General features: G+C 66.1%; 28 protein-coding genes. 15 read left to right on the plus strand and 13 right to left on the minus strand.

From position 1 onward, the window contains the following. Positions 1-9 precede the first annotated feature (9 nt). The 3 genes from ABT313_RS00245 to ABT313_RS00255 are packed head-to-tail and all read right to left on the minus strand — an operon-like array spanning position 10 to position 2,989. Complete coding sequence (locus tag ABT313_RS00245) at positions 10-1,953, minus strand: V-type ATP synthase subunit I (protein ID WP_350846951.1); 1,944 nt, start codon at positions 1,951-1,953, stop codon at positions 10-12. Continuing rightward, positions 1,950-2,324, minus strand: a complete 375-nt coding sequence (locus ABT313_RS00250) for a hypothetical protein (RefSeq protein ID WP_350846954.1) — start codon at positions 2,322-2,324, stop codon at positions 1,950-1,952. Before ABT313_RS00250 ends, ABT313_RS00245 begins: the two co-directional genes overlap by 4 nt. After that, positions 2,321-2,989, minus strand: coding sequence for a V-type ATP synthase subunit D (locus ABT313_RS00255; RefSeq protein WP_350846957.1), 669 nt, complete (start codon positions 2,987-2,989; stop codon positions 2,321-2,323). Before ABT313_RS00255 ends, ABT313_RS00250 begins: the two co-directional genes overlap by 4 nt. Positions 2,990-3,189: 200 nt before the next feature. Here ABT313_RS00255 and ABT313_RS00260 point away from each other — a divergent pair, with 200 nt between their 5' ends. The 5 genes from ABT313_RS00260 (at position 3,190) to ABT313_RS00280 (ending at position 4,800) form a co-directional block, all read left to right on the plus strand. Beyond that, a complete protein-coding gene (locus tag ABT313_RS00260) occupies positions 3,190-3,642 on the plus strand; it encodes a MarR family winged helix-turn-helix transcriptional regulator (protein WP_350846959.1) in 453 nt (150 codons plus the stop codon). Next, a complete protein-coding gene (locus tag ABT313_RS00265) occupies positions 3,639-4,007 on the plus strand; it encodes a DUF488 domain-containing protein (RefSeq protein WP_350846962.1) in 369 nt (122 codons plus the stop codon). Before ABT313_RS00260 ends, ABT313_RS00265 begins: the two co-directional genes overlap by 4 nt. A gap of 65 nt (positions 4,008-4,072) precedes the next feature. After that, complete coding sequence (locus ABT313_RS00270) at positions 4,073-4,270, plus strand: hypothetical protein (protein ID WP_350846965.1); 198 nt, start codon at positions 4,073-4,075, stop codon at positions 4,268-4,270. 170 nt (positions 4,271-4,440) lie between these two features. Continuing rightward, positions 4,441-4,638, plus strand: coding sequence for a hypothetical protein (locus tag ABT313_RS00275; protein WP_350846968.1), 198 nt, complete (start codon positions 4,441-4,443; stop codon positions 4,636-4,638). Next, entirely contained in the window at positions 4,639-4,800 is a 162-nt protein-coding gene (locus ABT313_RS00280; protein ID WP_350846971.1) for a hypothetical protein, read from the plus strand. It abuts the gene before it with no gap. A 4-nt stretch (positions 4,801-4,804) separates the two neighbouring features. On the opposite strand, the gene ABT313_RS00285 is transcribed toward ABT313_RS00280, so the two are convergent. Then, positions 4,805-5,482, minus strand: coding sequence for a DUF2249 domain-containing protein (locus ABT313_RS00285; protein ID WP_350846974.1), 678 nt, complete (start codon positions 5,480-5,482; stop codon positions 4,805-4,807). A gap of 84 nt (positions 5,483-5,566) precedes the next feature. Between ABT313_RS00285 and fdxA the strand changes: the two genes are divergently transcribed. Genes fdxA through ABT313_RS00310 form a run of 5 tightly spaced genes read left to right on the plus strand, consistent with a single transcriptional unit; the run spans position 5,567 to position 8,309 of the window. Then, entirely contained in the window at positions 5,567-5,893 is a 327-nt protein-coding gene (gene fdxA, locus ABT313_RS00290) for a ferredoxin (protein WP_350846977.1), read from the plus strand. 4 nt (positions 5,894-5,897) lie between these two features. Further along, positions 5,898-6,569: a helix-turn-helix transcriptional regulator gene (locus ABT313_RS00295; protein ID WP_350846981.1), complete on the plus strand. Its 672-nt coding sequence runs from the start codon at positions 5,898-5,900 to the stop codon at positions 6,567-6,569. After that, entirely contained in the window at positions 6,569-6,937 is a 369-nt protein-coding gene (locus tag ABT313_RS00300) for a cupin domain-containing protein (RefSeq protein WP_350846984.1), read from the plus strand. Before ABT313_RS00295 ends, ABT313_RS00300 begins: the two co-directional genes overlap by 1 nt. Before the next feature lie 52 nt (positions 6,938-6,989). Beyond that, positions 6,990-7,421, plus strand: a complete 432-nt coding sequence (locus ABT313_RS00305) for a hypothetical protein (protein WP_350846987.1) — start codon at positions 6,990-6,992, stop codon at positions 7,419-7,421. A 60-nt stretch (positions 7,422-7,481) separates the two neighbouring features. Then, positions 7,482-8,309, plus strand: coding sequence for a COX15/CtaA family protein (locus ABT313_RS00310; RefSeq protein WP_350846990.1), 828 nt, complete (start codon positions 7,482-7,484; stop codon positions 8,307-8,309). Here ABT313_RS00310 and ABT313_RS00315 read toward each other — a convergent pair. Together ABT313_RS00315 and ABT313_RS00320 are read right to left on the minus strand one after the other, a co-directional pair. Next, entirely contained in the window at positions 8,306-9,541 is a 1,236-nt protein-coding gene (locus tag ABT313_RS00315) for an NAD(P)/FAD-dependent oxidoreductase (RefSeq protein ID WP_350846993.1), read from the minus strand. The genes ABT313_RS00310 and ABT313_RS00315 overlap by 4 nt on opposite strands. Then, positions 9,538-9,969, minus strand: coding sequence for a DoxX family membrane protein (locus ABT313_RS00320; RefSeq protein ID WP_350846996.1), 432 nt, complete (start codon positions 9,967-9,969; stop codon positions 9,538-9,540). Before ABT313_RS00320 ends, ABT313_RS00315 begins: the two co-directional genes overlap by 4 nt. A gap of 88 nt (positions 9,970-10,057) precedes the next feature. Here ABT313_RS00320 and ABT313_RS00325 point away from each other — a divergent pair, with 88 nt between their 5' ends. Beyond that, positions 10,058-10,747, plus strand: coding sequence for a helix-turn-helix transcriptional regulator (locus ABT313_RS00325; RefSeq protein ID WP_350846999.1), 690 nt, complete (start codon positions 10,058-10,060; stop codon positions 10,745-10,747). Here ABT313_RS00325 and ctaD read toward each other — a convergent pair. From ctaD to ABT313_RS00340, 3 genes are all read right to left on the minus strand, one after another. Beyond that, on the minus strand, positions 10,744-12,450 hold the full coding sequence (ctaD, locus tag ABT313_RS00330; RefSeq protein ID WP_350849814.1) for an aa3-type cytochrome oxidase subunit I: 1,707 nt from the start codon (positions 12,448-12,450) through the stop codon (positions 10,744-10,746). The genes ABT313_RS00325 and ctaD overlap by 4 nt on opposite strands. A 140-nt stretch (positions 12,451-12,590) precedes the next feature. Then, the gene (locus ABT313_RS00335; RefSeq protein ID WP_350847002.1) at positions 12,591-13,088 is read right to left on the minus strand and encodes a TraR/DksA family transcriptional regulator; all 498 of its coding nucleotides are present in this window, start codon (positions 13,086-13,088) and stop codon (positions 12,591-12,593) included. Positions 13,089-13,410: 322 nt separating this feature from the next. Beyond that, on the minus strand, positions 13,411-13,491 hold the full coding sequence (locus tag ABT313_RS00340; RefSeq protein WP_350849816.1) for a hypothetical protein: 81 nt from the start codon (positions 13,489-13,491) through the stop codon (positions 13,411-13,413). On the opposite strand from ABT313_RS00340, the gene ABT313_RS00345 reads away from it, so the two are divergent. Further along, complete coding sequence (locus ABT313_RS00345) at positions 13,459-13,833, plus strand: hypothetical protein (protein ID WP_350849877.1); 375 nt, start codon at positions 13,459-13,461, stop codon at positions 13,831-13,833. The genes ABT313_RS00340 and ABT313_RS00345 overlap by 33 nt on opposite strands. 65 nt (positions 13,834-13,898) lie before the next feature. Here the strand turns inward: ABT313_RS00345 and ABT313_RS00350 are convergent, their stop codons facing one another. Both ABT313_RS00350 and ABT313_RS00355 read right to left on the minus strand, forming a co-directional pair. Then, positions 13,899-14,948: a zinc-dependent alcohol dehydrogenase gene (locus tag ABT313_RS00350; RefSeq protein WP_350847005.1), complete on the minus strand. Its 1,050-nt coding sequence runs from the start codon at positions 14,946-14,948 to the stop codon at positions 13,899-13,901. Continuing rightward, positions 14,949-15,077, minus strand: coding sequence for a hypothetical protein (locus ABT313_RS00355; RefSeq protein ID WP_350847008.1), 129 nt, complete (start codon positions 15,075-15,077; stop codon positions 14,949-14,951). Positions 15,078-15,350: 273 nt separating this feature from the next. On the opposite strand from ABT313_RS00355, the gene ABT313_RS00360 reads away from it, so the two are divergent. Next, positions 15,351-15,782, plus strand: a complete 432-nt coding sequence (locus tag ABT313_RS00360) for a MarR family winged helix-turn-helix transcriptional regulator (RefSeq protein ID WP_350847010.1) — start codon at positions 15,351-15,353, stop codon at positions 15,780-15,782. A 91-nt stretch (positions 15,783-15,873) separates the two neighbouring features. On the opposite strand, the gene ABT313_RS00365 is transcribed toward ABT313_RS00360, so the two are convergent. Next, positions 15,874-16,188, minus strand: coding sequence for a TraR/DksA family transcriptional regulator (locus ABT313_RS00365; RefSeq protein WP_350847013.1), 315 nt, complete (start codon positions 16,186-16,188; stop codon positions 15,874-15,876). A 541-nt stretch (positions 16,189-16,729) separates the two neighbouring features. Further along, positions 16,730-17,341, minus strand: a complete 612-nt coding sequence (locus ABT313_RS00370; RefSeq protein ID WP_350847016.1) for an SPFH domain-containing protein — start codon at positions 17,339-17,341, stop codon at positions 16,730-16,732. A 409-nt stretch (positions 17,342-17,750) separates the two neighbouring features. Here ABT313_RS00370 and ABT313_RS00375 point away from each other — a divergent pair, with 409 nt between their 5' ends. Beyond that, positions 17,751-18,749: a HAMP domain-containing sensor histidine kinase gene (locus ABT313_RS00375; RefSeq protein ID WP_350847019.1), complete on the plus strand. Its 999-nt coding sequence runs from the start codon at positions 17,751-17,753 to the stop codon at positions 18,747-18,749. Then, complete coding sequence (locus ABT313_RS00380) at positions 18,746-19,417, plus strand: response regulator (RefSeq protein ID WP_350847022.1); 672 nt, start codon at positions 18,746-18,748, stop codon at positions 19,415-19,417. The genes ABT313_RS00375 and ABT313_RS00380 overlap by 4 nt, the downstream gene beginning before the upstream one ends. Positions 19,418-19,428: the final 11 nt, after the last annotated feature.

Consider the following 19,428-nt stretch of genomic DNA (forward strand, 5'->3'; position numbering starts at 1 on the left):
TGTGTCCTTTCAGTGTTGAACGGCCGGAACCGGCTCGGGTGAAGTGGTGGCAGGGACCGGCAGCGCAGTGAGGTTCTCGGGCCCCGGAGCGACGGAACCTCCGAGGGGCGCGAAGAGTCGCCCGCCGCCTTCGTAGAACTGTCCGAAGAATTCGACGTAGTGCAGCCGGAGTGCCTGGATGGTCGGGCTGAACGCCGCCAGGGCGAGATTCAGCGCATGGAACAACGTGGCGACGAGGACTCCGAGAAGCAGCGGGCCCCGGGCGCCCAACTGGTTGGCGACCTCGGCGAGGTATGTCGAAGCGAGACCGACCGCGGCGAGTCGCAGGTAGGACAGAACGTTGCCGAGGGCACCGAGTAGGTCGAGCGGGCCCAGCAGGACGCCGAGCGCACCCTGGGACACGCAGGCCACGACGACGCCGACGACCAGCGCCGCGACGGCAGGCGTCAGCACCTGTGCGGGGAACTCCGCGGCGGCGACGCCTGCCAGCCCGAACAACCCGGCCAGCACGAGTAGTGTCCCCACCTTCGAGGCAAGTGGTCGGCGGTGGTGTCCGCGCGCGGCTGTCCAGATACCCAGCAGCAACCCGAGGACGACATGGACCAGGCCGATCGCCAAGGCGAACAGCAACAGCGGCTCGAGCGCGGTCGGACCACCTCGGTAGAACCACAGCGCCGGCAAGCCGAGCCGGTGGCCCAAGCTGCCGAGAGCTTCGCCGTACAACAGCCCGAAGACGACAGCCCAGGCACCGCCGAGAGTCATCACCTTGCCTACTTCGCCGATAATGCCCTGCCTGGGCCGGCGCGATTTCAGCCACCACCCGGCAACCAGCAGGATCGCGCCATAGACCAGGTCGCCGACCATCACGCCGAAGAACAGCGGGAGAACCAGCGCCGTCAGCCCGGTTGGGTCCAGGTCACCACGGGCCGGCCAGGACAACAGGCCGACGAGCTGCTGGAACGGCCGCCAGCCTGGTCGGTTCCGGAGCAGTACCGGCTGGTCCTCGGCCTGGACACCGCTGTCCAGGCGCTCGACGGCGACCGCCCGGCCGAGTCGGTCGGCCAGCGTCTGCTCGATCCGCGCGGTCTCTTTGGTCGGGACCCAGAGCCGAAGTACGAACGTCCGCGCGGACACATCAGCCTGCGTTGCCGCCACGGCTCGTTCGGCGCGAGCTCGCAGTGCGACGGCAGTGGGTTGCAGAGTCCCTGCGACTGGTGCGACCGTGGCTGCCAATCGGTCCTGTAGACGCTCGCGCTCGCCAGGCACTGCGACGAGGCGTTCCCGCATCGCCTCGACAGTCGCGCGCAATGACCTACCGGCGTACGCCGCCGGGATACCGACCTCGACGATGCGTTCCGTGCCGAGCAGAGCGTCGACGGCAGGCAGGTCGCGGCGACGAAGTACCAGCAAACAGCCGACCGGGCTGCCAGGTGCCGGCGTGGAGGTGACCAGCAGGTGGCCCCGACCGAGCAGGTCGGCAAGTTGCCGCGTCAGGGCAGGGACGATCCGCAGGTCCGGGTCGTCCAGGACCAACGCCATACTGGCTAAGCCCAGGTTTGCCAGCTGCCTGTCGTCCAGCTGGCCGAGTTCCGGTACGAGCGGCTGCAGAGCGTCCAAGGCATCGATGGAGCGAGGCAACGATTCCGCCTCGCCGCGGAGCCCCTCTTCCGTGGCCAGCAACGTTGTGATCTCAGGCTCGAGGCGGGCGAGGGTACTGCGCAGCTCAGCATCGCTCAGCACAGTGTGGCCCGGCGACGGAGCGGACAAGTACTGGTCGACGAGCCCGAGCACTGCGTCTGTCCGAGCGATGAGCTCGGCGAGGTCTGGCGGGGCCTCACCAGGATCGACGATCGTCACGACCTCCGCCAGTCGCAGTTCTTGCAGCGCAGCCAGCGCGTCGTCCAGGCGCGGCCGAAGCCCGACGACCTCGAGTTGCGTGAGTGGGACCCTCATGAGTCGTCCACCTCCTGCACCATGTTCGTCCGGGGCAGGACCGCGGCGACGACGGTCGCGACGTCCCGGTCGCGACGCCTGGCAGTGGCGGCGGTCAGGTCGGCTGCGCGGTGGTAGCCGGCCTGGGTCAACCGGGCGGCCTCGGCGCGGGCGGCGGACAAGATCGCGGTTGTCCGTTGCCGCGCCTCCTCCGCCGCCTGCGCTTCGGCCTCGGCGATGAGGTGCTCCGCCTGCACTTGAGCTAGTGCCACCTCATCGCGGGCCTGATCCGCCGCGGCAAGCCGGGCGGCGATCGACTTCTCGAGCTCCCGCACCAACTCGTGCGAAGTCGCCGGATCTACCGTTCCACTGTCGTCATCTACCCGGCTCATGCCGCGCTCCGAACGCGGCTGGCCCCGTCGGAGCTCGCATCGCGGGAGGCGCGGCGGGTGCGAGCTCGCCGGAGCCGGGCGTGTTCCTCGCGTTCGCGCTCGTCCAGGATGAGAGCGATCTGGCGCGCCTCGTCATGCAGTTGCGGGAGCACGATGTTGTCCAAGGCGTTGATCTGCGTGGTGGTCCGCGCGATCTCGGTGGCCAGCCGGCGTACGCTCAACTCGACCGCGCACAGATCCAGCAGCCACTCCAGTTGTTCCTCGTATGCCAGCGCGACGGCGTCAAGATGAGACGAGGCCAGCGCCGGCGCCCACCCGCGGGTTGCGGCGTTGCGTCGTACCGCGTCATGGCGAAGATCGAAAACGTGAACACCCGCGACGGTCCGGGAACGCAACTCCGCTCCGATCCCTGTCGCGGCGGCCAGGGCTCCGGACGTAAGTGCCTCCGGCCCGCACACCGCGGTGGCTTCGTCGAGGACGTGCCGGGCCCGGGCTGCGAGGGCTCGGAGCCGCTCGAGTCCGTCCAGGAGCTCGGTCTGGTGGTTGCGGAACTCGCGGACCAGCGCCGTCCGCTTGTCCTTGAGCAGGTCGCGGCCCTGAGCGACGAATACCGCCCGCCGCCGGCGGTCGAGCAACTCGCTCCGTGTGGCGATGAGTGATTGCATGGCACGCTCCCGGAGGCTTGATCGGGTACCTCCGACACTGCCCGTACGCCGCGGTGCCGGGTATTGGCGCAATCGGCGAAGGTCACAGCTTGTTGATTGCCGGGAACCGGCAACGGTGCAGCGCCAGCAGGTATGTCGTAACGCGATACACTTGGAGCAGAACCGGGCTCTCCCGGTGGAACCATCGAGGACGTGATCACATGCCGTCTGACACGATGCGCGACAAGCAAGCCGCGGAGCCGTTGACCAAGGCGGATTTCGAGGCGCTGGCGCGCTTCCGTTTCGGCATCCGCCGGTATCTTCGCTTCAGCGAGCAGGCTGTCCGCAGTCATGGAATGACACCGCAGCAGTACCAGTTGTTACTGGCGTTGAAGGGATTTCCAGGCCGCGAATGGGCGACGGTGAGCGAACTGGCCGACCGCCTTCAGCTCCGCCATCACAGCGTCGGCGAACTGGTCAGCCGGGTCCAGCTGCAGGACCTCGTGACCAGGGCACCGGATCCGACGGACGCCAGGCTGGTCCGGGTTCAGCTGACGAAGCACGGCGAGCGCGCGTTGGCGCGGCTGAGCGCACTCCACCGCGACGAGCTCCGGAGCCTGGGCACGGCCCTCGCAGTACCAGACTGGGGCGAAACCGCGGACGGTGTCGCATGACACGCCGCCACGATGTGCACGTCCGCAGGATCTACGACCGGCCCGCGGCCGGCGACGGCATCCGGGTGCTGGTCGATCGCGTGTGGCCGCGGGGGATCCGCAAGGAAGCAGCCGCCATCGACTTGTGGGCCAAAGACGTTGCGCCGTCCACCGAACTGCGCAAGTGGTACGGCCACGTCCCGGAGAAGTTCGCGCAGTTCGAGAAGCGCTATCGCGACGAGCTGGCAACGCAGGCCGGCCGGACCGCGCTGGAGCAACTACGCACGCTGGCAGCACGCGACGACCTGGTCTTGGTGACGGCGACCAGAGACGTGGACCATAGCCAGGCAACGGTTCTGGCCCGGGTGCTGAACGAGGCCCGTTGATGCTTCTGTAGCTCAACGGGCTACTGACCTGGCCGCCTCCCGATCTGCAGGCCAGGCCGGCGACGGTGCACCGTCAGGTAGGACATGCCGTTGTCGCCGGCGGTGAGGTTGCGGGTCGAGCCCCGGGGCAACCAAACTACGTTGCCGTCGGCAAGCGTCTGCTCGTTGTCGGGTGTACCAACAATGCCGCCACCAGCGACGACGACGAGTACTACGTCGAGATCCGGTTCGGTGTGGGTGTCCACGCGATGACCGGCGCGTGAGTGGATGAGGTTCGCATCGAGCTGGCCCTTGGTGACGGCGACCCGGGACGTGGACCACAGCCAGGCGACGGTCCTGGCCCGGGTGCTGAATGAGACCCGCTGATGCTTTCTGGTAGCTCGGCGGGCTACCGACCTGGCCGCCTCCCGATCTGCAGGCCAGGCCGGCGACGATGCACCGTCAAGTAAGACAGGCCGTTGTCGCCGGCGGTGAGGTTGCGGGTCGAGCCTCGGGGCAACCAAACTACGTTGCCGTCGGCAAGCGCCTGCTCTCCATCGGGCGTACCAACAATGCCGCCACCAGCGACGACGACGAGTACTACGTCGAGATCCGGTTCGGTGTGGGTGTCCACGCGATGACCGGCGCGTAAGTGGATGAGGTTCGCATCGAGCTGGCGCCCCGGCTCGGCGAGGGTCCACCGGGCACCGGACGGCACGGGCGACTCGTCGACGAGTTCATGTACATCGGCCAGGACGCGAACCCTGGACTGCTCCGCCGTGAGACCGACAGCTTGGGCAGCATCAGGCCCTGAGCCGTCAGGCATCTGCCGTGACCCGGCCGATGCGGACCCGCCACTCCTCGGGACCGGCTTGCAGATAGTCCCAGCTGTAGGCGCCGGGGTACACCGACTCGAATTCCCGACGCAGTGGCTTCGGGTCGTGACTGTTGATCAGAATAAAGGTTTCACCGGGCGCCAGCCGCGCGTACCGGGCGAAGACCCGCGGATGACGTCCACCGCGTGCGATCTGCCGGACATCGACGACGCCCTGCTGATCGGCCTCCACCAGCGAGGGATCGATGCCGGCCAGATCGGCGAGGACGGGAGCCGCCGATTCCTCGATCCGAAGGTAGAGATCAAGTGCTCCCGCGATCATCGTGGCGATCCGGACCGCTTCGCTCGCGGTGGCGACAGCCAGGTCGTTGATCTGGTGGTTGAGCACCGCATTGCCGACGCGGAGAGCGTCCGCCAGCAGACGTGTCTCGGCAACCCTGGACGCCGGCGCGTACAGGTCGCGCTCGGCGACCACCAGGTGGTCGCGCAGCTCGTGACGACAGAAGTCAACAAGGTCCGCGACCGGCCGCTGCCCGGCTGCGGCCTGCGTCAGCTCGGCCAGGCGGTCTCGCAATCGCCGATGGGCCTCGCGCATCGCCGCTCGCGCGATGACCGCCGGGTCGGTGTCCGTCGCCTGGATGAAGATCTCCTCAGCCGGCATGGTGTCACTCCTCACGTCGCTGTTTTCAATGATTATTACATGTGATATTTGTAGTAATTACAAGCCGCTGGTGAGGAGTTCGCTGTGACCTACGTGATTGCGCAACCGTGTGTCGACGTCAAGGACCTGGCCTGCGTCGAGGAGTGCCCGGTCGACTGCATCTACGAAGGCGGGCGCTCGCTCTACATCCATCCCGAGGAGTGCATCGACTGCGGTGCGTGTGAACCGGTCTGCCCGGTCGAGGCCATCTTCTACGAGGACGATCTGCCTGGGCAGTGGAAGGACTACCAGGCCGCGAACGCGGGATTCTTCGACGAGCTCGGCTCGCCAGGCGGCGCCTTCAAGGTGGGCGCCATCGCCCGCGACCATCCTCTCATTGCGGCGCTTCCGCCGCAGGAGCAGGCAAGCTGACCCCATGACCAGGACTGACCCGACGACCGGTGACCAGCCCCGCCGACACGCATTGCTCGAAGCTCTCCGAGGCTCCGATGCGGCGCTGGGCGTCACCGAGCTCGCCGAACAACTCGGCATCCATCCCAACACGGTCCGCTTCCACCTCGACGCGCTCGTAGCGGAAGGACTCGTCGACCGCCGGCTCGAGGAGCCGACCGGACGGGGCCGCCCTCGCACCGTGCACACACCACATCCGGGGATGGACCGAGGCGGGCGGCGTCAGTATCAGTTGCTGGCCAAGATTCTGCTCGGTCAGCTGTCTACGAATCCCGATGCCGGCGCCGCGGCCGAAGCTGCGGGCCGCAACTGGGGCGGCTACCTGGTCGAACAGGTCCCGCCGCCTCGCCGGCCCGGCGCCGCCGAGGCCATCGAGCGGCTGACCGCGATGATGACCGACCTGGGATTCGCGCCGGACCCCGACGGCGATCCGGCCGAGCGCATCAGACTGCGGCATTGCCCCTTCCTCGAACTCGCGGAGGAGTACTCCGCCACCTTGTGTCCGCTGCATCTCGGTCTGATGCGGGGGGCACTCAGCGAGATCCGCGCACCGATCGCCGCGACGCGGCTGGAACCGTTCGCCGAGCCCGATGCGTGCATCGTCCACCTCTCCCCCACCCGTCGCAGGAGCGCATGATGTACCTGACCAGGATCGGCAGCACCCCCCGGCGCCGGGCGCCTATCAGCGGAGGCCCGACGATGGAGGTGCTCGTCGCCGCCGAGACCTCCGACAAGATCGCCATGGTCCAGGTATGGATTCCACCCGGCGGCGGCCTGCCCGAACACGACCACGGTCCGTCCGAGATCGTCCTGGTGCATGTCTCCGGCTCGATCGATCTGCGACAAGGCGGACAGGAGCACAGACTCGCCCCCGGCGCCGTCGCCCACATCGCCACCGGTGAGCGCGTCAGTCTGGCCAACCCGGGAACCGAACCGGCCGTCATGATGATCGTTGCCTCACCCCCGGAGTTCGTCGCGCGAATCACCGGCTGGCCGGCCGCGTAGGTTGCCGGAGGCAACCACCCATTCGTGACCGTATGAATCCAGAAGGAGCACCTTGAACGCCGCACCAGCCGCCGTCGCGACCGCCGCCGTCTTCATCTGGCTCGGCATGGTGCTCGCGATCTCCTTCCTGGAGACGCCACTCAAATTCCGCGCTCCAGGCGTCGACATCCCTGTCGGGCTGGGTATCGGGCGCATCGTCTTCCGGGCCCTCAACCGCGTCGAGATCGTGTTGGCGCTGATCGCGCTCGCATCGGTCGTCATGGCGCGACCTTCCGCCTCCGTCGCGGGTCTTACGGCAGCGAGCGTGGTGATTCTGGCCGGCCAGCTCATTGCGATCCGGCCTCGGCTCAACCGGCGTACCGACCGTGTCCTCGCCGGTCAGCACCACTCCCGCTCGAGCATGCATGTGTACTACGTCGGTCTCGAGGCAGGCAAGGTTCTCGCGTTGGCCGCGCTCGGAGTCAGCCTTCTCGTGGCTGTGTGATTCGAACTTGATGCTGGCAGTCGTGGCTTCCGTCGTTGGCCCAGGCCCGAAGTCGGCGCGGTGCGCGCCTGGGCCTGGGCATCAGTTGCAGCCAATGTCGCAATCGCGACGACAGGTGGCCTCGTGCGGCTCACCGGCTCTGGACTCGGATGCCCGACCTGGCCGCGATGCACCGACGCGTCGTACACCCCACACAGCGCGATGGGAGTCCATGCGGCGATCGAGTTCGGGAACCGGATGGTGACCATCGTGGTCGTCGCCGTCGCGGTCGTTACGTGGCTCGTCGTGATGTCGCATCGGCCTCGGCGTACGGACCTGCGCAGGTTGGCCACGTTCGCCCTACTCGGTGTGCCGTTGCAAGCTGCGGTCGGCGGAATCAGCGTCCTCACCGGGCTGAATCCGTGGATCGTGTCGACGCACTTCCTGATCTCGCTGGTGATGGTGAGCCTGACCGCGACGCTAGCGCGCCGGGCAGGCCCCTCGGCTGAGTCACACCTGCCGCCTGCAGTGCGGGCGCTGGCCGCACTGTGTCTGATCGCGGCTTGGCTGGTATTCCTCTTGGGCACCATGGTCACCGGCGCTGGGCCACACGCCGGCGACCCCGGCTCAGGACGGAACGGCTTCGACGAAACGGCAATCAGTCAACTCCACGCCGACGCGGTGTGTGTGTTGTTCGGTGCGACAGTTGCGCTGGTAGTCGTCGCCTGGTCGACGAAGACCACCCGAACAGTCCGGCGGTTGGCTGTCCTGATGCTGGCGACCGAACTCGCCCAGGGCGCGGTCGGGTTCACTCAGTACTTCACCGGGCTTCCTTGGGGACTGGTGCTGGTGCACCTGGCCCTGGCTGCGGCTCTCGCAGGACTGGTCACGGTGTTGTTCGATCACTAGACCATGGCATGTGCGGCCAAGGGGACCGACGGGTCCGCGAGCCTCACCGGATCCACTGGATGCCGGCTACGGATCAGTTCCTCGACGGGCGTGATCCCTTCGTCCCACACGTTTACGTGCATCCCCGCCACGACCCGGTCGTCGGCCAGCCAGAACGCGTGGAAGGCTCGCCCGGCGACATCGCCGCGGGTGACGAGACGGTCGTACCCGTCCGGCTCGAACCAGCCGCAGAACTCCATCCCGACGTCGTACTGGTCGGTGAAGAAGTAGGGAAGCTTGTCGTCGGCAACGCGCTGACCAAGCATCGCCCGGGCCGCAACTGCTGCACCGTGCAAGGCATTGGCCCAGTGCTCGCTTCGCAAGTGCCGGCCGTAGAAGGGACGGTACGAGTTCGCGACATCGCCCACCGCGTAGACATCGGGGTCCTGTGTGCACAAACTCTCGTCGACGACGATCCCGTTGTCGCAGCTCAACACTGCCTGCTCCGCGAGCTCCACGTTCGGCGTCGCGCCGATCCCCACGATGACCGCGTCGGCCGCGAACTCGCTGCCGTCCCGGGTCCGAACGCCGCTCACGTGGCCCGTGCCCAGCAACTCGGTTATGGCCGCACTCAGCTGCAGATCGACGCCGTGGCGCAGGTGCAGCCCGGCGAAGAACGCCCCCATCTCACTCCCCAGGGCCGCGCGGAGAGGTTCCCGCTGCGGATCGATCACGGTCACATCGCAACCGAACTCACGGGCCGCGGCGGCCGTCTCCAGACCGATCCAGCCGCCGCCAACGACGACGATCCGGCCGCCGGCCCGGATCGTCTCACGCAACCGGTCGGAATCGGCTACCCGTCGAAGGTAGTGCACACCCTCGAGCTCCGCGCCCGGCACCCGAAGGCGTCGAGGGGACGCACCTGTTGCCAACAGCAACTTCGCGTAGCCGATCCGTTCGCCGGTATCAAGCCCCACCTGGTGGGTGGGTCGGTCCAGCGAGGTGACGCGCCGGCCGAGCACCAGCTCCACCGAGTGTTCGGCGTACCAGGACTCCTCGTGCACGTAGATCTTCGCTCGCTCATCGGTGCCCAGCAGATAGCCCTTCGACAACGGCGGCCGCTCGTACGGGAGGTCCGTCTCGTCGCCGATCAGCACGATGCGGCCACTGAAACCCTCTTCCCGCAGCGTGTGAGCCGCAGTCGCTCCGGCAAGGCTCGCGCCGACGATGACGTAGGTGGGTTGGTCGCTCATGAGGTGTGCCGTGCCGGCGCGTACTTGACCGCGAGGCGGGCCAGGGCGACCGCGCCGACCAGGAGCCCGAAGTCGCGCAGCGCGACGTCGTAGAAGCCAGGAATCGTCAGCAGGTTCAGGATGATGCCCGCCAGCCAGGCCGCCACCACCAGCGCTCCGTAGCGAGGTATCACGGCGACCGCGACGCCCGCGACGATCTCGATCACTCCCACCATGTGCATCGCGTCCTGAGCCGAGCCGGGGACGATGTCGTTGATCCACGAGGCCAGATAGCCCGGCCAGTCGGTTAGCAGGTTCGCGAACTTGTCGAGACCGAACACGATCGGCGCCACCGTGAAGACCGTCCGCAGGACCAGGAAGGCCTGGTACGCCGGATCGGACAGTGCCTCCCGGCTCGGCTTGTGCGGCTTGTGCACGTCAGTCGTCATGTCTACTACCCCTTCTAAAGAAGACTTATTTTGACTTTAGAAGCGCCCGGGCTTTTCGTCAATGGGCGTTGGCTTTAGAATCGTGTGCGTGGACGACGCCAAGGAAGCGCAGATCTCAGCAGTCGCCACGTTGGACGAACCAACGCGGCGACGCCTGTACGAACACGTCGCACGCCAGTCGACCGCGGTGACCCGGGACGAAGCAGCTACTGCGCTCGGTCTGCCGCGCGCCACCGCCGCCTTCCACCTCGACCGGCTCGCCGCTGAGGGCCTGCTCGACGTGGAGTACGAGCGCCGTAACGGCCGATCAGGCCCCGGCTCCGGCCGCCCGTCGAAGCTGTACCGGCGATCGGAGCGGCAGGTCGAGGTGTCGCTGCCCGAACATCGCTACGACCTCGCTGGGGACCTGCTGGCAGCGGCGATCGAGGACGCTGAGACCACCGGGGAACCGCCGCGAACTGCTCTCGAGCGGCGAGCCCGGCAACTCGGCAACGACCTCGCCGCGGATGCCGACGATACAAGTGCCGGCTTCGATGCCGTACTGCGCATCCTCGAAGCACAAGGCTTCGAGCCCCGCGTATCCGGCCATGCGATCGTGCTCGGCAACTGTCCCTTCCACACGCTCGCGCAAGACCACACCGACCTGGTCTGTGAGATGAACCTGCGCCTGATCGACGGACTTCTCGCGGGGCTCGACGCCGCGCAACTACACGCCCGGCTCGAGCCGGGACCAGGCCACTGCTGCGTACGCATCGAGCCCGAGCGCCTTCCGGATTAGGGCGCGTCTTCTCCTTCCGTCTCGGTGTCTACGGTCTCCTCGAGATGCTCGACCCGATCCTCGTCATCGCCTGCGTCGAGCAGGTTGTTGTTGCCGGCCCGGTTGTCCGGGTACGCCGCGAGCGAGATCTCGGGGTGATGCTTGTCGAACGCGGGGCTCTCCGAACGGACCCGGGGCAGCTTCTCGAAGTTGTGCCGCGGTGGTGGGCAGCTGGTTGCCCACTCGAGCGAGCGGCCCCAGCCCCACGGGTCGTCGACACCGACCTTCGGCGACCTCCGCGATTTGTACACGTTGTAGAGGAACGGCAGGGTCGAGGCCCCGAGGATGAATGCCCCGATGCTGGAGACCTGGTTCAGGGTGGTGAATCCCTCGGTCGGGCTGTAATCGGCGTAGCGCCGCGGCATCCCCTCGACACCCAGCCAGTGCTGCACCAGGAACGTCGTGTGGAAGCCGATGAACAGCAGCCAGAAGTGCAGCTTGCCCAGCCGCTCGTTGAGCATCCGGCCGGTGAACTTCGGCCACCAGTAGTAGAACCCGGCGAACATCGCGAACACCACGGTGCCGAAGACGACGTAGTGGAAGTGCGCCACCACGAAGTATGTATCGGTGACCTGGAAGTCCAACGTCGGCGAGGCGAGGATGACGCCGGTCAGACCGCCGAACAAGAACGTCGTCATGAACCCGAGCGACCACAGCATTGGGGTCTCGAACGACACCGATCCGCCCCACATCGTGCCTATCCAGTTGAAGAATTTCACCCCGGTAGGCACCGCGATCAGGAACGACATGAACGAGAAGAACGGCAGACTGACCGCGCCGGTGGCGAACATGTGGTGCGCCCAGACCGCCATCGACAGCGCAGCGATCGCCAGCGTGGCACCGACCAGACCGAGGTAGCCGAACACGGACTTGCGGCTGAAGACCGGCAGGATCTCGGTAATGATGCCGAAGAACGGCAAGGCGATGATGTACACCTCTGGATGCCCGAAGAACCAGAACAGGTGCTGCCACAGCATCGGTCCGCCGTTCGACGCATCGAACACATGGGCCCCGAATAGTCGATCGGCCTCCAGCATCAGCAGTGCGCCGGCCAGGATCGGGAACGCCACCAGAACCATGATGGACGTAATGAGGGTGTTCCAGGTGAAGACCGGCATTCGGAACATCGTCATGCCGGGTGCACGTAGGGTGATGACCGTCGTCACGAAGTTGACCGCACCGAGGATGGTGCCCAGACCGGCCATCCACAGACCCATGATCCACAGGTCGCCGCCGACGCCGGGCGAGCGGACCGCGTTGGACAGCGGCGCATAGCCGGTCCACCCGAAGCTCGCTGCACCTCCCGGGGTGAAGAAGCCGCTGAATGCGATCAGACCGCCGAACAGGAACAGCCAGTAGCTGAACATGTTCAGCCGCGGGAACGCCACGTCCGGAGCGCCGATCTGCACCGGCATGATCACGTTGGCGAACCCAACGAACAGCGGCGTCGCGAACAGCAGCAGCATGATCGTGCCGTGCATGGTGAAGAGCTGGTTGTAGACCTCCTCGTTCACGATCTGCAGACCCGGCTTGGCCAATTCCGCGCGGATGATCAGCGCCATCGAGCCGCCGATCAGGAAGAACGCGAACGACGTGATCAGGTAGAGGTGCCCGATCACCTTGTGATCGGTAGTGGTGAGGATCCTAACCACCGCACGGCCCAGCGGACGGCGAGGTGCCGTCGTCTCCCCGGGGCCGACCCTGGCCGTCAGCGACCAGGATCGGTCCTGGTGGGCGCCGACCTGCGCCAACGGCTCGTGGATCGGATCGCCGTCACCGGCCTGCGTAGTCCCCACGGGCCGACTCACCAGTTCGCCGGCGGGTCGCTGGCCGGGAACGAATCCTCGCCCCACACCTCGACGATGTCTCGCGGCGGTCGCGGCGGCAGCGTCGGAGCCGGTGTCGGTGGTGGAATGGTCCCGGTGCGCCAGGTCTGCAAGTGCGGATTAGCCGCGCCTTTGGCGAGTTGGCAACGCAGGCACAGACTGGCCATCGGGACCGCGCGCAAGCGGTCCTCGGAGATGGCGCGACCGCAGCGTTGACACTCCCCGAAGCGACCGATCACAAGCCGGAACAGCGCGGCATCGATGTCCGCCAGCGCGGTTCTGGCTGCTCTCATCAGCGTCGTCGTGACCTCACTCCGAGCATCGTCGAAAGCCGCCAGTCCCTCGTAGGCGAGGTGAGTCAGCTGGTCGAGACGAAACTTCCGCTGCTGCTTCAGCTCCTCGCGGTACCACTCCACATCGACGGTGTGCGGGGCACGTTGTGTGTCGGCCGACGCCACCTGATGCAGGTCAGTCATCGAAACCTCCTCATCGACACGGACACGGAGCTGCGACACCCGCACCTCCGTGTCCGCAAATTCCACGATGACGTGTCGCCGACGGGCTGAACACGGGCCCCATCGGCGAACGCCGGACTCAATCGTTGCCGGGTATCGGCAACCTCACAGCCGACGCCGAGATCTGCTGTTTCCTGTGGCAGATGCCCCGTCAGCGGTTGCTCGACGTTTCATGCCCTCCAGGCTGTCTCCTGCCCCACCGCAAGTCGATCGGGGCTGACACTCATTTGCGGAGCCGCTCCTGGTGCTGTCCTTTCGACCCCGGCTCAGCGGGTCTGTGACCTCAAACCGCGCCCACCGCACCCACAGGACATCGGGCGCAGTAGCGGGTATGTGGGAGGATTCGCAGGCGCGGCAGGGCGATGGCGCCTCCACACCTCAGGCAATCGCCGTACTGGCCGGTGTCCATCCGGATCAATGCGATCTCGATCTCGGCGAGGACCCGTACTGCAGCGGTGGTCAGCTCAGCCTGCACCTCGATCTGCGCCACAGTACGACGTTGCCGCACGCGACCGTCCAGGAAGTCACGCAACTGTTTCTGGCGGAAGCGATGGTGCTCTCGCAGCCTTCGTTTCAGCCGGCCCAGCTCTTCGGCAGCTATCGGCGAATCGCCGTGGGCAGTCGCCTGATCGGCGACCGGGTGCGGTTTCTCCAGGACGTCACCAGGAAAAGTCATGTCAGCCATCCCGATTGCTGCCACGCGTGAACGATCTTGAGCATCTGTGCCTCCTCCATGAGGTGAGTGGTGGCTAGTCCCGAGATCGACGAGGATCACCCGAGCGGGCTGACGAGAACCTTCGCGTGTCGGCTGGTGCCGGCGTCCAGCTCCTCCAAGGTGTCGCGAAGCCAGGAGAGGCCAACCGTTCCGGTGTGAAGGACCTCAACGTCCAACCGGCGCTCACGAATGAGGCTCATCACGCCGAGAAAGTCCTCGTGGTTGTATGCCAGTGAGCCGACCACCGTCAGCTCTCGACGCTGCCAATCCGCGTAGCTCACCGTGGAGTCGTGCAGTGGATAACCAAGGAGTGCCAAGGTTCCGCCTCGACGCACGAGCTGCGCAGACGGCTGAAGAAGTGAGGCCACACCTGTGCATTCGTAGACCACGTCAGCACCGCGGCCATCCGACACCGCATGGAGAACGGACCTGAGCGATTCCGGTACGACGACATCGGCAAAGCCAAGCATCGTGGCGACATCACGGCGTGCGGTCGACGGTTCCGAGACGATGATCCGACCGGCACCGGCGTTGCGCGCGTGCTGCGCGGTCAGTAGGCCTATCGGGCCGGCGCCTTGAACAACAACGATGGCACCCAGTTCCGCAGTGACCCTGCGCACCGCGTGAAAGGTCACGGCTGCCGGCTCGACGAGAGCCGCCTCGACGTCCGAAAGCTCGTCTGGTACGGCGATAGCCCGGCGCGCCGAGACGTCGATCCGTCCCGCAAAGGCACCATGGTCAGGCGCCTCGTCATCGAGCCCGTTTGCCTCGGCGAACACTTTGTCGCACTGCCGAGCATGGCCCGCGATGCATGGAGCGCACCGGCCACAAGCCGGCCCGACTCCACCGACAACCCGCTGTCCCACCTTCAGATCGGTCACGCCCGGCCCGACCGCACTCAACGCGCCGGTCCACTCATGGCCGAACACAGCCCGCGGGAGCAGGTACCCATCGGTGTATCCGTGCACATCGGTGCCGCAGATGCCGGCATACGTGACGTCGACGAGCACACGACCAGGCGCAGGGTCCGCGAGAGTCTCGCCGGACTCGCGAAGCTCTCGCGGCCCGGCGATCGTGACGACACGAGTTTCGTCTCCCACCATCATTCACACTCCTTCGTCGGCAACACTGCGTCCACGCCGGCTCCTGGCGGACTGCCAGTCCTTCAGAACGGTCACCTTGGGCGCTGCTTGCTGCTTGAGCTCCTGCTGCTTGAGCCGGTAAGCCCGGGCCATGACCCGAAGTGTGATGATGACCACCGCAACCCCTGCCACCATGAGCAGGACTACGTCGCTGCCACCAGCCGCTGTCATTCCCTTTCCTCCGTCCACGTTGGTCGATCAGATAATCGCTACATAATATGTAGCGTAAATTGAGCGAGATCTATTCCCTGGAAGTCACTCCTGCCCAGCAGTGCTGCCGGCCGCGGCCGGGCGCGCCGCTCAGGGGTGGTTAGGTCATAGCCCGAGATACTTTTGGGATCGGGCGATACCAGGAGGGAGCGTCACGTGACGGCCAAAAAGGAGTCGACCAAGCCGCTGACGAAGCAGGATTTCGAGGCGCTTGCACGCTTCCGGTTCGGCATCCGCCGCTACCTTCGGTTCAGCGAGGAGGCCGTACGTCGAGACGGTCTGGCCCCGCAGCAATACCAGCTGATGTTGGCTGTGAAGGGATTCCCCGGACGTGAGTGGGCAAGCGTCCGTGAACTGGCCGAACGCCTCCAGCTCCGTCACCACAGCGTCGTCGAGCTGATCGACCGCGCCCAGGCGCAAGAATTGATCGTCCGAACTCGCGATCCGGACGATGCCCGTGTGGTGCGCGTTTCGCTGACGCCGGTGGGAGACGAAATCCTCGGGCGACTCGGCGCGTTGCACCGTGACGAGCTTCGCCGCATGGAAGCTGTCTTGTCCCTGCCCGACTGGAGTGCCCCGGAATCCTGATCTGCTAGCACGAGACCTCACGTCCAGACTCCTTCATTCGATGACATCGAGCGCCCCCTCCCGGCGCTGACCGACCCAACCGACGGACTCCTCAGAGATGCCGCTGCTGGCAGCGCACGCAGTATCGGACGTACGGCAGAATCTCCAACCGGTCGAGCGGGATCCTGACATCGCATGCCTGACAGTCGCCGTAGGTGCCGTCCTCGACCCGTTCCTCGGCGGCCTCGATCTCGGACAGTACGACGCGGACCGCTGCAGCCTGTGCGGCCATCAGTTCCTTGTTGTCATTCGGCTCGACCGCCTCCATCGCCTGCAACTGCGTAAGCCTGCCGTTTCGTTCATGCTGCAGGCGCTGCAGTACCTCGTTGCGACGATGGGAGCCCGGGAGTCCGAGTCGGTCGGACATCGGAGATGTCATTCGGTTTGTCGTCATATATCAACCATTGCCGACGTCTGCGACGTTTCACATCGGGACCAGCACCCATCTTCGGCCCCTACGCCGGGCCGGCATCCTCACGGCGATCATGGAAATCGATAATCTATCGTAGTACGATATTTCTCGAGGCTTTGCCAGGGACGGCGTGGTCCGGCCAGTGCGGTCGGCACGAAGGCTGGGTCTGGTTCGACGGCGTCGTCCGGCAGGGCTGTCACAGTAAGAGTCGTTGCGGAGACCCGACGCAACTTCAGATCAAGCCACAGCCGAGAAGCGCTGGCTATGGCAGGCCCCGTGGTTGAAGTGCGAGTATGCAACTGAGATGGGCAACTCAGTACCGCCGCAGGTACCCGCACGAGACATCGACGCCGACACATCAGCGCCCTCACAGGGCCCCGTACCGGTGGAGCAAGCGTCTGCGACAGCGGACATCGTCGATCTCTGGGGCTTCGACTCGTTTCCGGCCAGCGACCCGCCGGCCAATTGGTGAGCCAGGCCCTTTCAGCACTCGCGACTAGGCGACGCGATCGACGGGCCGCTGGCCGGCTGCCCGCAGCATGTCCGCGGACACCTGAGTTTCGATGTCTCTCACGGTCACCTCTGTCACCTCGGTCCCCCACCGTTTCGCGACGCCTGTGATCTCGCCCGGCAGCCGCTCCTCCCAGCGTTCCCGAACAAGTAGCAGCGCAAGCAGGTCGGTTCGGCCGATCTGGCTGACGAGCGCGTGCTCGATCGATGACATAGTGTCCGCCACCGGATCGGCCGAGGAGGCGGCGCGGTCCGGTGCGGTGATTCGGAACGCGACGGCGGCAACTAGATGAACAGGAATACCGTCCCGCGTTCGAGCGGAGACCGTTAGCGGCAGCTGGACAGTTCGCAAGGACACCTTGGTAGCGCTTTCCACGCCCGGCAACACGGGAACCAGTCCGGGTCCGCGAACGCGGGAGATGCTGCCCAACCGCGAAATCACGATCCGTTGATGCCTCGGTACGACGCGTACGAACGCGCTGATCGCCAAGGCCAGTCCGAGCAAAGCAAGGCTCAGCCAGAGCCCCGGGCTCCACTCCGCCGGTCCGATAACCGCCCGCGAGCCGATCAAGGCGGGAAAGGTGATGGTCAAGGTCATGCTCGCGTGCTCCTTCCGTGTCGTTCGTGTCGTCCACTGCACGTCCAGTGTCCAGGCTCCATCCGCTCGCCAGTATCGGTGCTGACACCCATCTTTCGGCAGGACTCGAATGTGACCATTGCCAGATGCCCCACCGGTTGCTCTCGGCAACGAGGCGGATTCTGTGGCGGGGTCGGTGCCTTCGCTTAGCTCTAGTGCCTTCGGACGGGCACTGACCTGGCACGCGAGCCGGGCCGCCGGCATGCAGGCACTGATCGTGACTACCTTCCACGGTTGGCAACGCGGGTCGACATCTTGTTGATCGGGTGCAGGGTCGGAACCCGGTCTGCAGGCGCCAGGGACGGTATGAGTGCCAGCCCCGATCGACTAGTCGGCATCGAGCAGGCAGGCTAGAAGCATGGGAAACGGAATGACGGCTGACGGAGCTGCGGACGTCCGGAGAGGGCATGCGGTGCCGCTGTTCCGGCGCATTTTCGCGCTCAACGCGCTGGTGCTCTGCGCGGCGACCGCGCTGCTGCTGTTGGCGCCGGTACGGGTGTCGGTGCCTATCGTGTTCACCGAAGCCGTGGTGCTTATCGCCGGCTTGGTCGTGATGCTGGTGGCGAACGCCGTTCTGCTGCAGGTCGGGCTCGCCCCGCTGGATCGGCTGAGCCGGCAGATGGCAACCGTCGATCTCCTGCGTCCCGGCCAGCGGTTGCCGATCCCCGGCCGAGGCGGCATCGCTCAACTGATCCAGTCCTTCAACGACATGCTCGCCAGGCTGGAGGCCGAACGCGCCGCGAGTAGCTCCCGCGCACTTTCTGCCCAAGAGGCTGAACGGCGTCGGATCTCCCAAGAACTGCACGATGAGGTCGGTCAGTCTCTGACAGCTGTGCTGCTCGAGCTCAAACGCGCCGCCGACCGCGTCGACGACCCTGCCCTGCGGGACGATCTGCTGCAGGCGCAGGAGACCACTCGTGCGAGTTTGGACGAGGTACGTCGGCTGGCTCGGCGCTTGCGCCCCGGCGTACTGGAGGACCTCGGTCTGGTCAGCGCCCTGATCGCCTTGGCGACCGAGTTGTCCACTCACACAGGGCTGTCCGTACGTCCCCGCTTCACACCGCAGCTGCCCAAGCTCGACGAGCAAGTGGAGCTCGTTTTGTATCGAGTGGCTCAAGAAGCCCTGACCAATGTCGCCCGTCACGCCGACGCGACAATCGTCGATCTCAACCTGGATCACCGTCCTGAGACGGTCAGTCTGAAGGTCGAGGATGACGGCCGCGGCCTCGGCCTGGCGCACGAGGGCGCCGGAATCCGCGGAATGCGCGAACGGGCGCTCTTGATCGGAGCGTCTCTCGACGTGAGTTCCGCGCCCGGTCGCGGTACCGCGGTCACGCTGTCGGTGCCGATCACCCGAGAGGAGGCATGAGCGTGTACCAGACCGAGAACGCCGTCACACGGATCCTCCTCGCCGACGACCACGCCCTCGTGCGCCGCGGCGTACGGCTGATCCTTGACAGTGAGCCGGACCTGCAGGTGGTGGCCGAGGCGGGAGACGGCAGAGAAGCCATCGAGGTGGCCCGCCGAACCCCCGTCGACCTCGCGATTCTCGACATCGCCATGCCGCAGATGACCGGACTGCAGGCAGCTCGCGAACTGTCCGCAACCCAGCCGGACCTACGCATCCTGATGCTGACGATGTACGACAACGAGCAGTACTTCTTCCAGGCTCTGAAGGCCGGAGCCGCCGGATACGTCCTGAAGTCGGTCGCTGACCGTGACTTGGTGGAGGCGTGCCGGGCTGCAATGCGGGGTGAGCCGTTCTTGTACCCGGGCGCGGTCAACGCACTGATTCGCAGTTACCTCGACCGTGCCCGCCGGGGGCAGGACCTTCCCGAACAGGTTTTGACCGCCCGGGAGGAGGAAGTGCTCAAGCTAGTTGCCGAAGGCCACTCGTCCAAGGAGATCGCCCAGCTGCTGTTCATCAGCATCAAGACCGTGGAGCGCCACCGCGCGAACATGCTTCAGAAGCTCGGACTGCGCGACCGGCTCGAACTGGCTCGCTATGCGATCCGCGCGGGACTGGTGGAGCCGTGAACCGGTCCAGG

It is taken from the genome of Kribbella sp. NPDC000426, assembly GCF_040300265.1.
Classification (GTDB): Bacteria; Actinomycetota; Actinomycetes; order Propionibacteriales; family Kribbellaceae; genus Kribbella.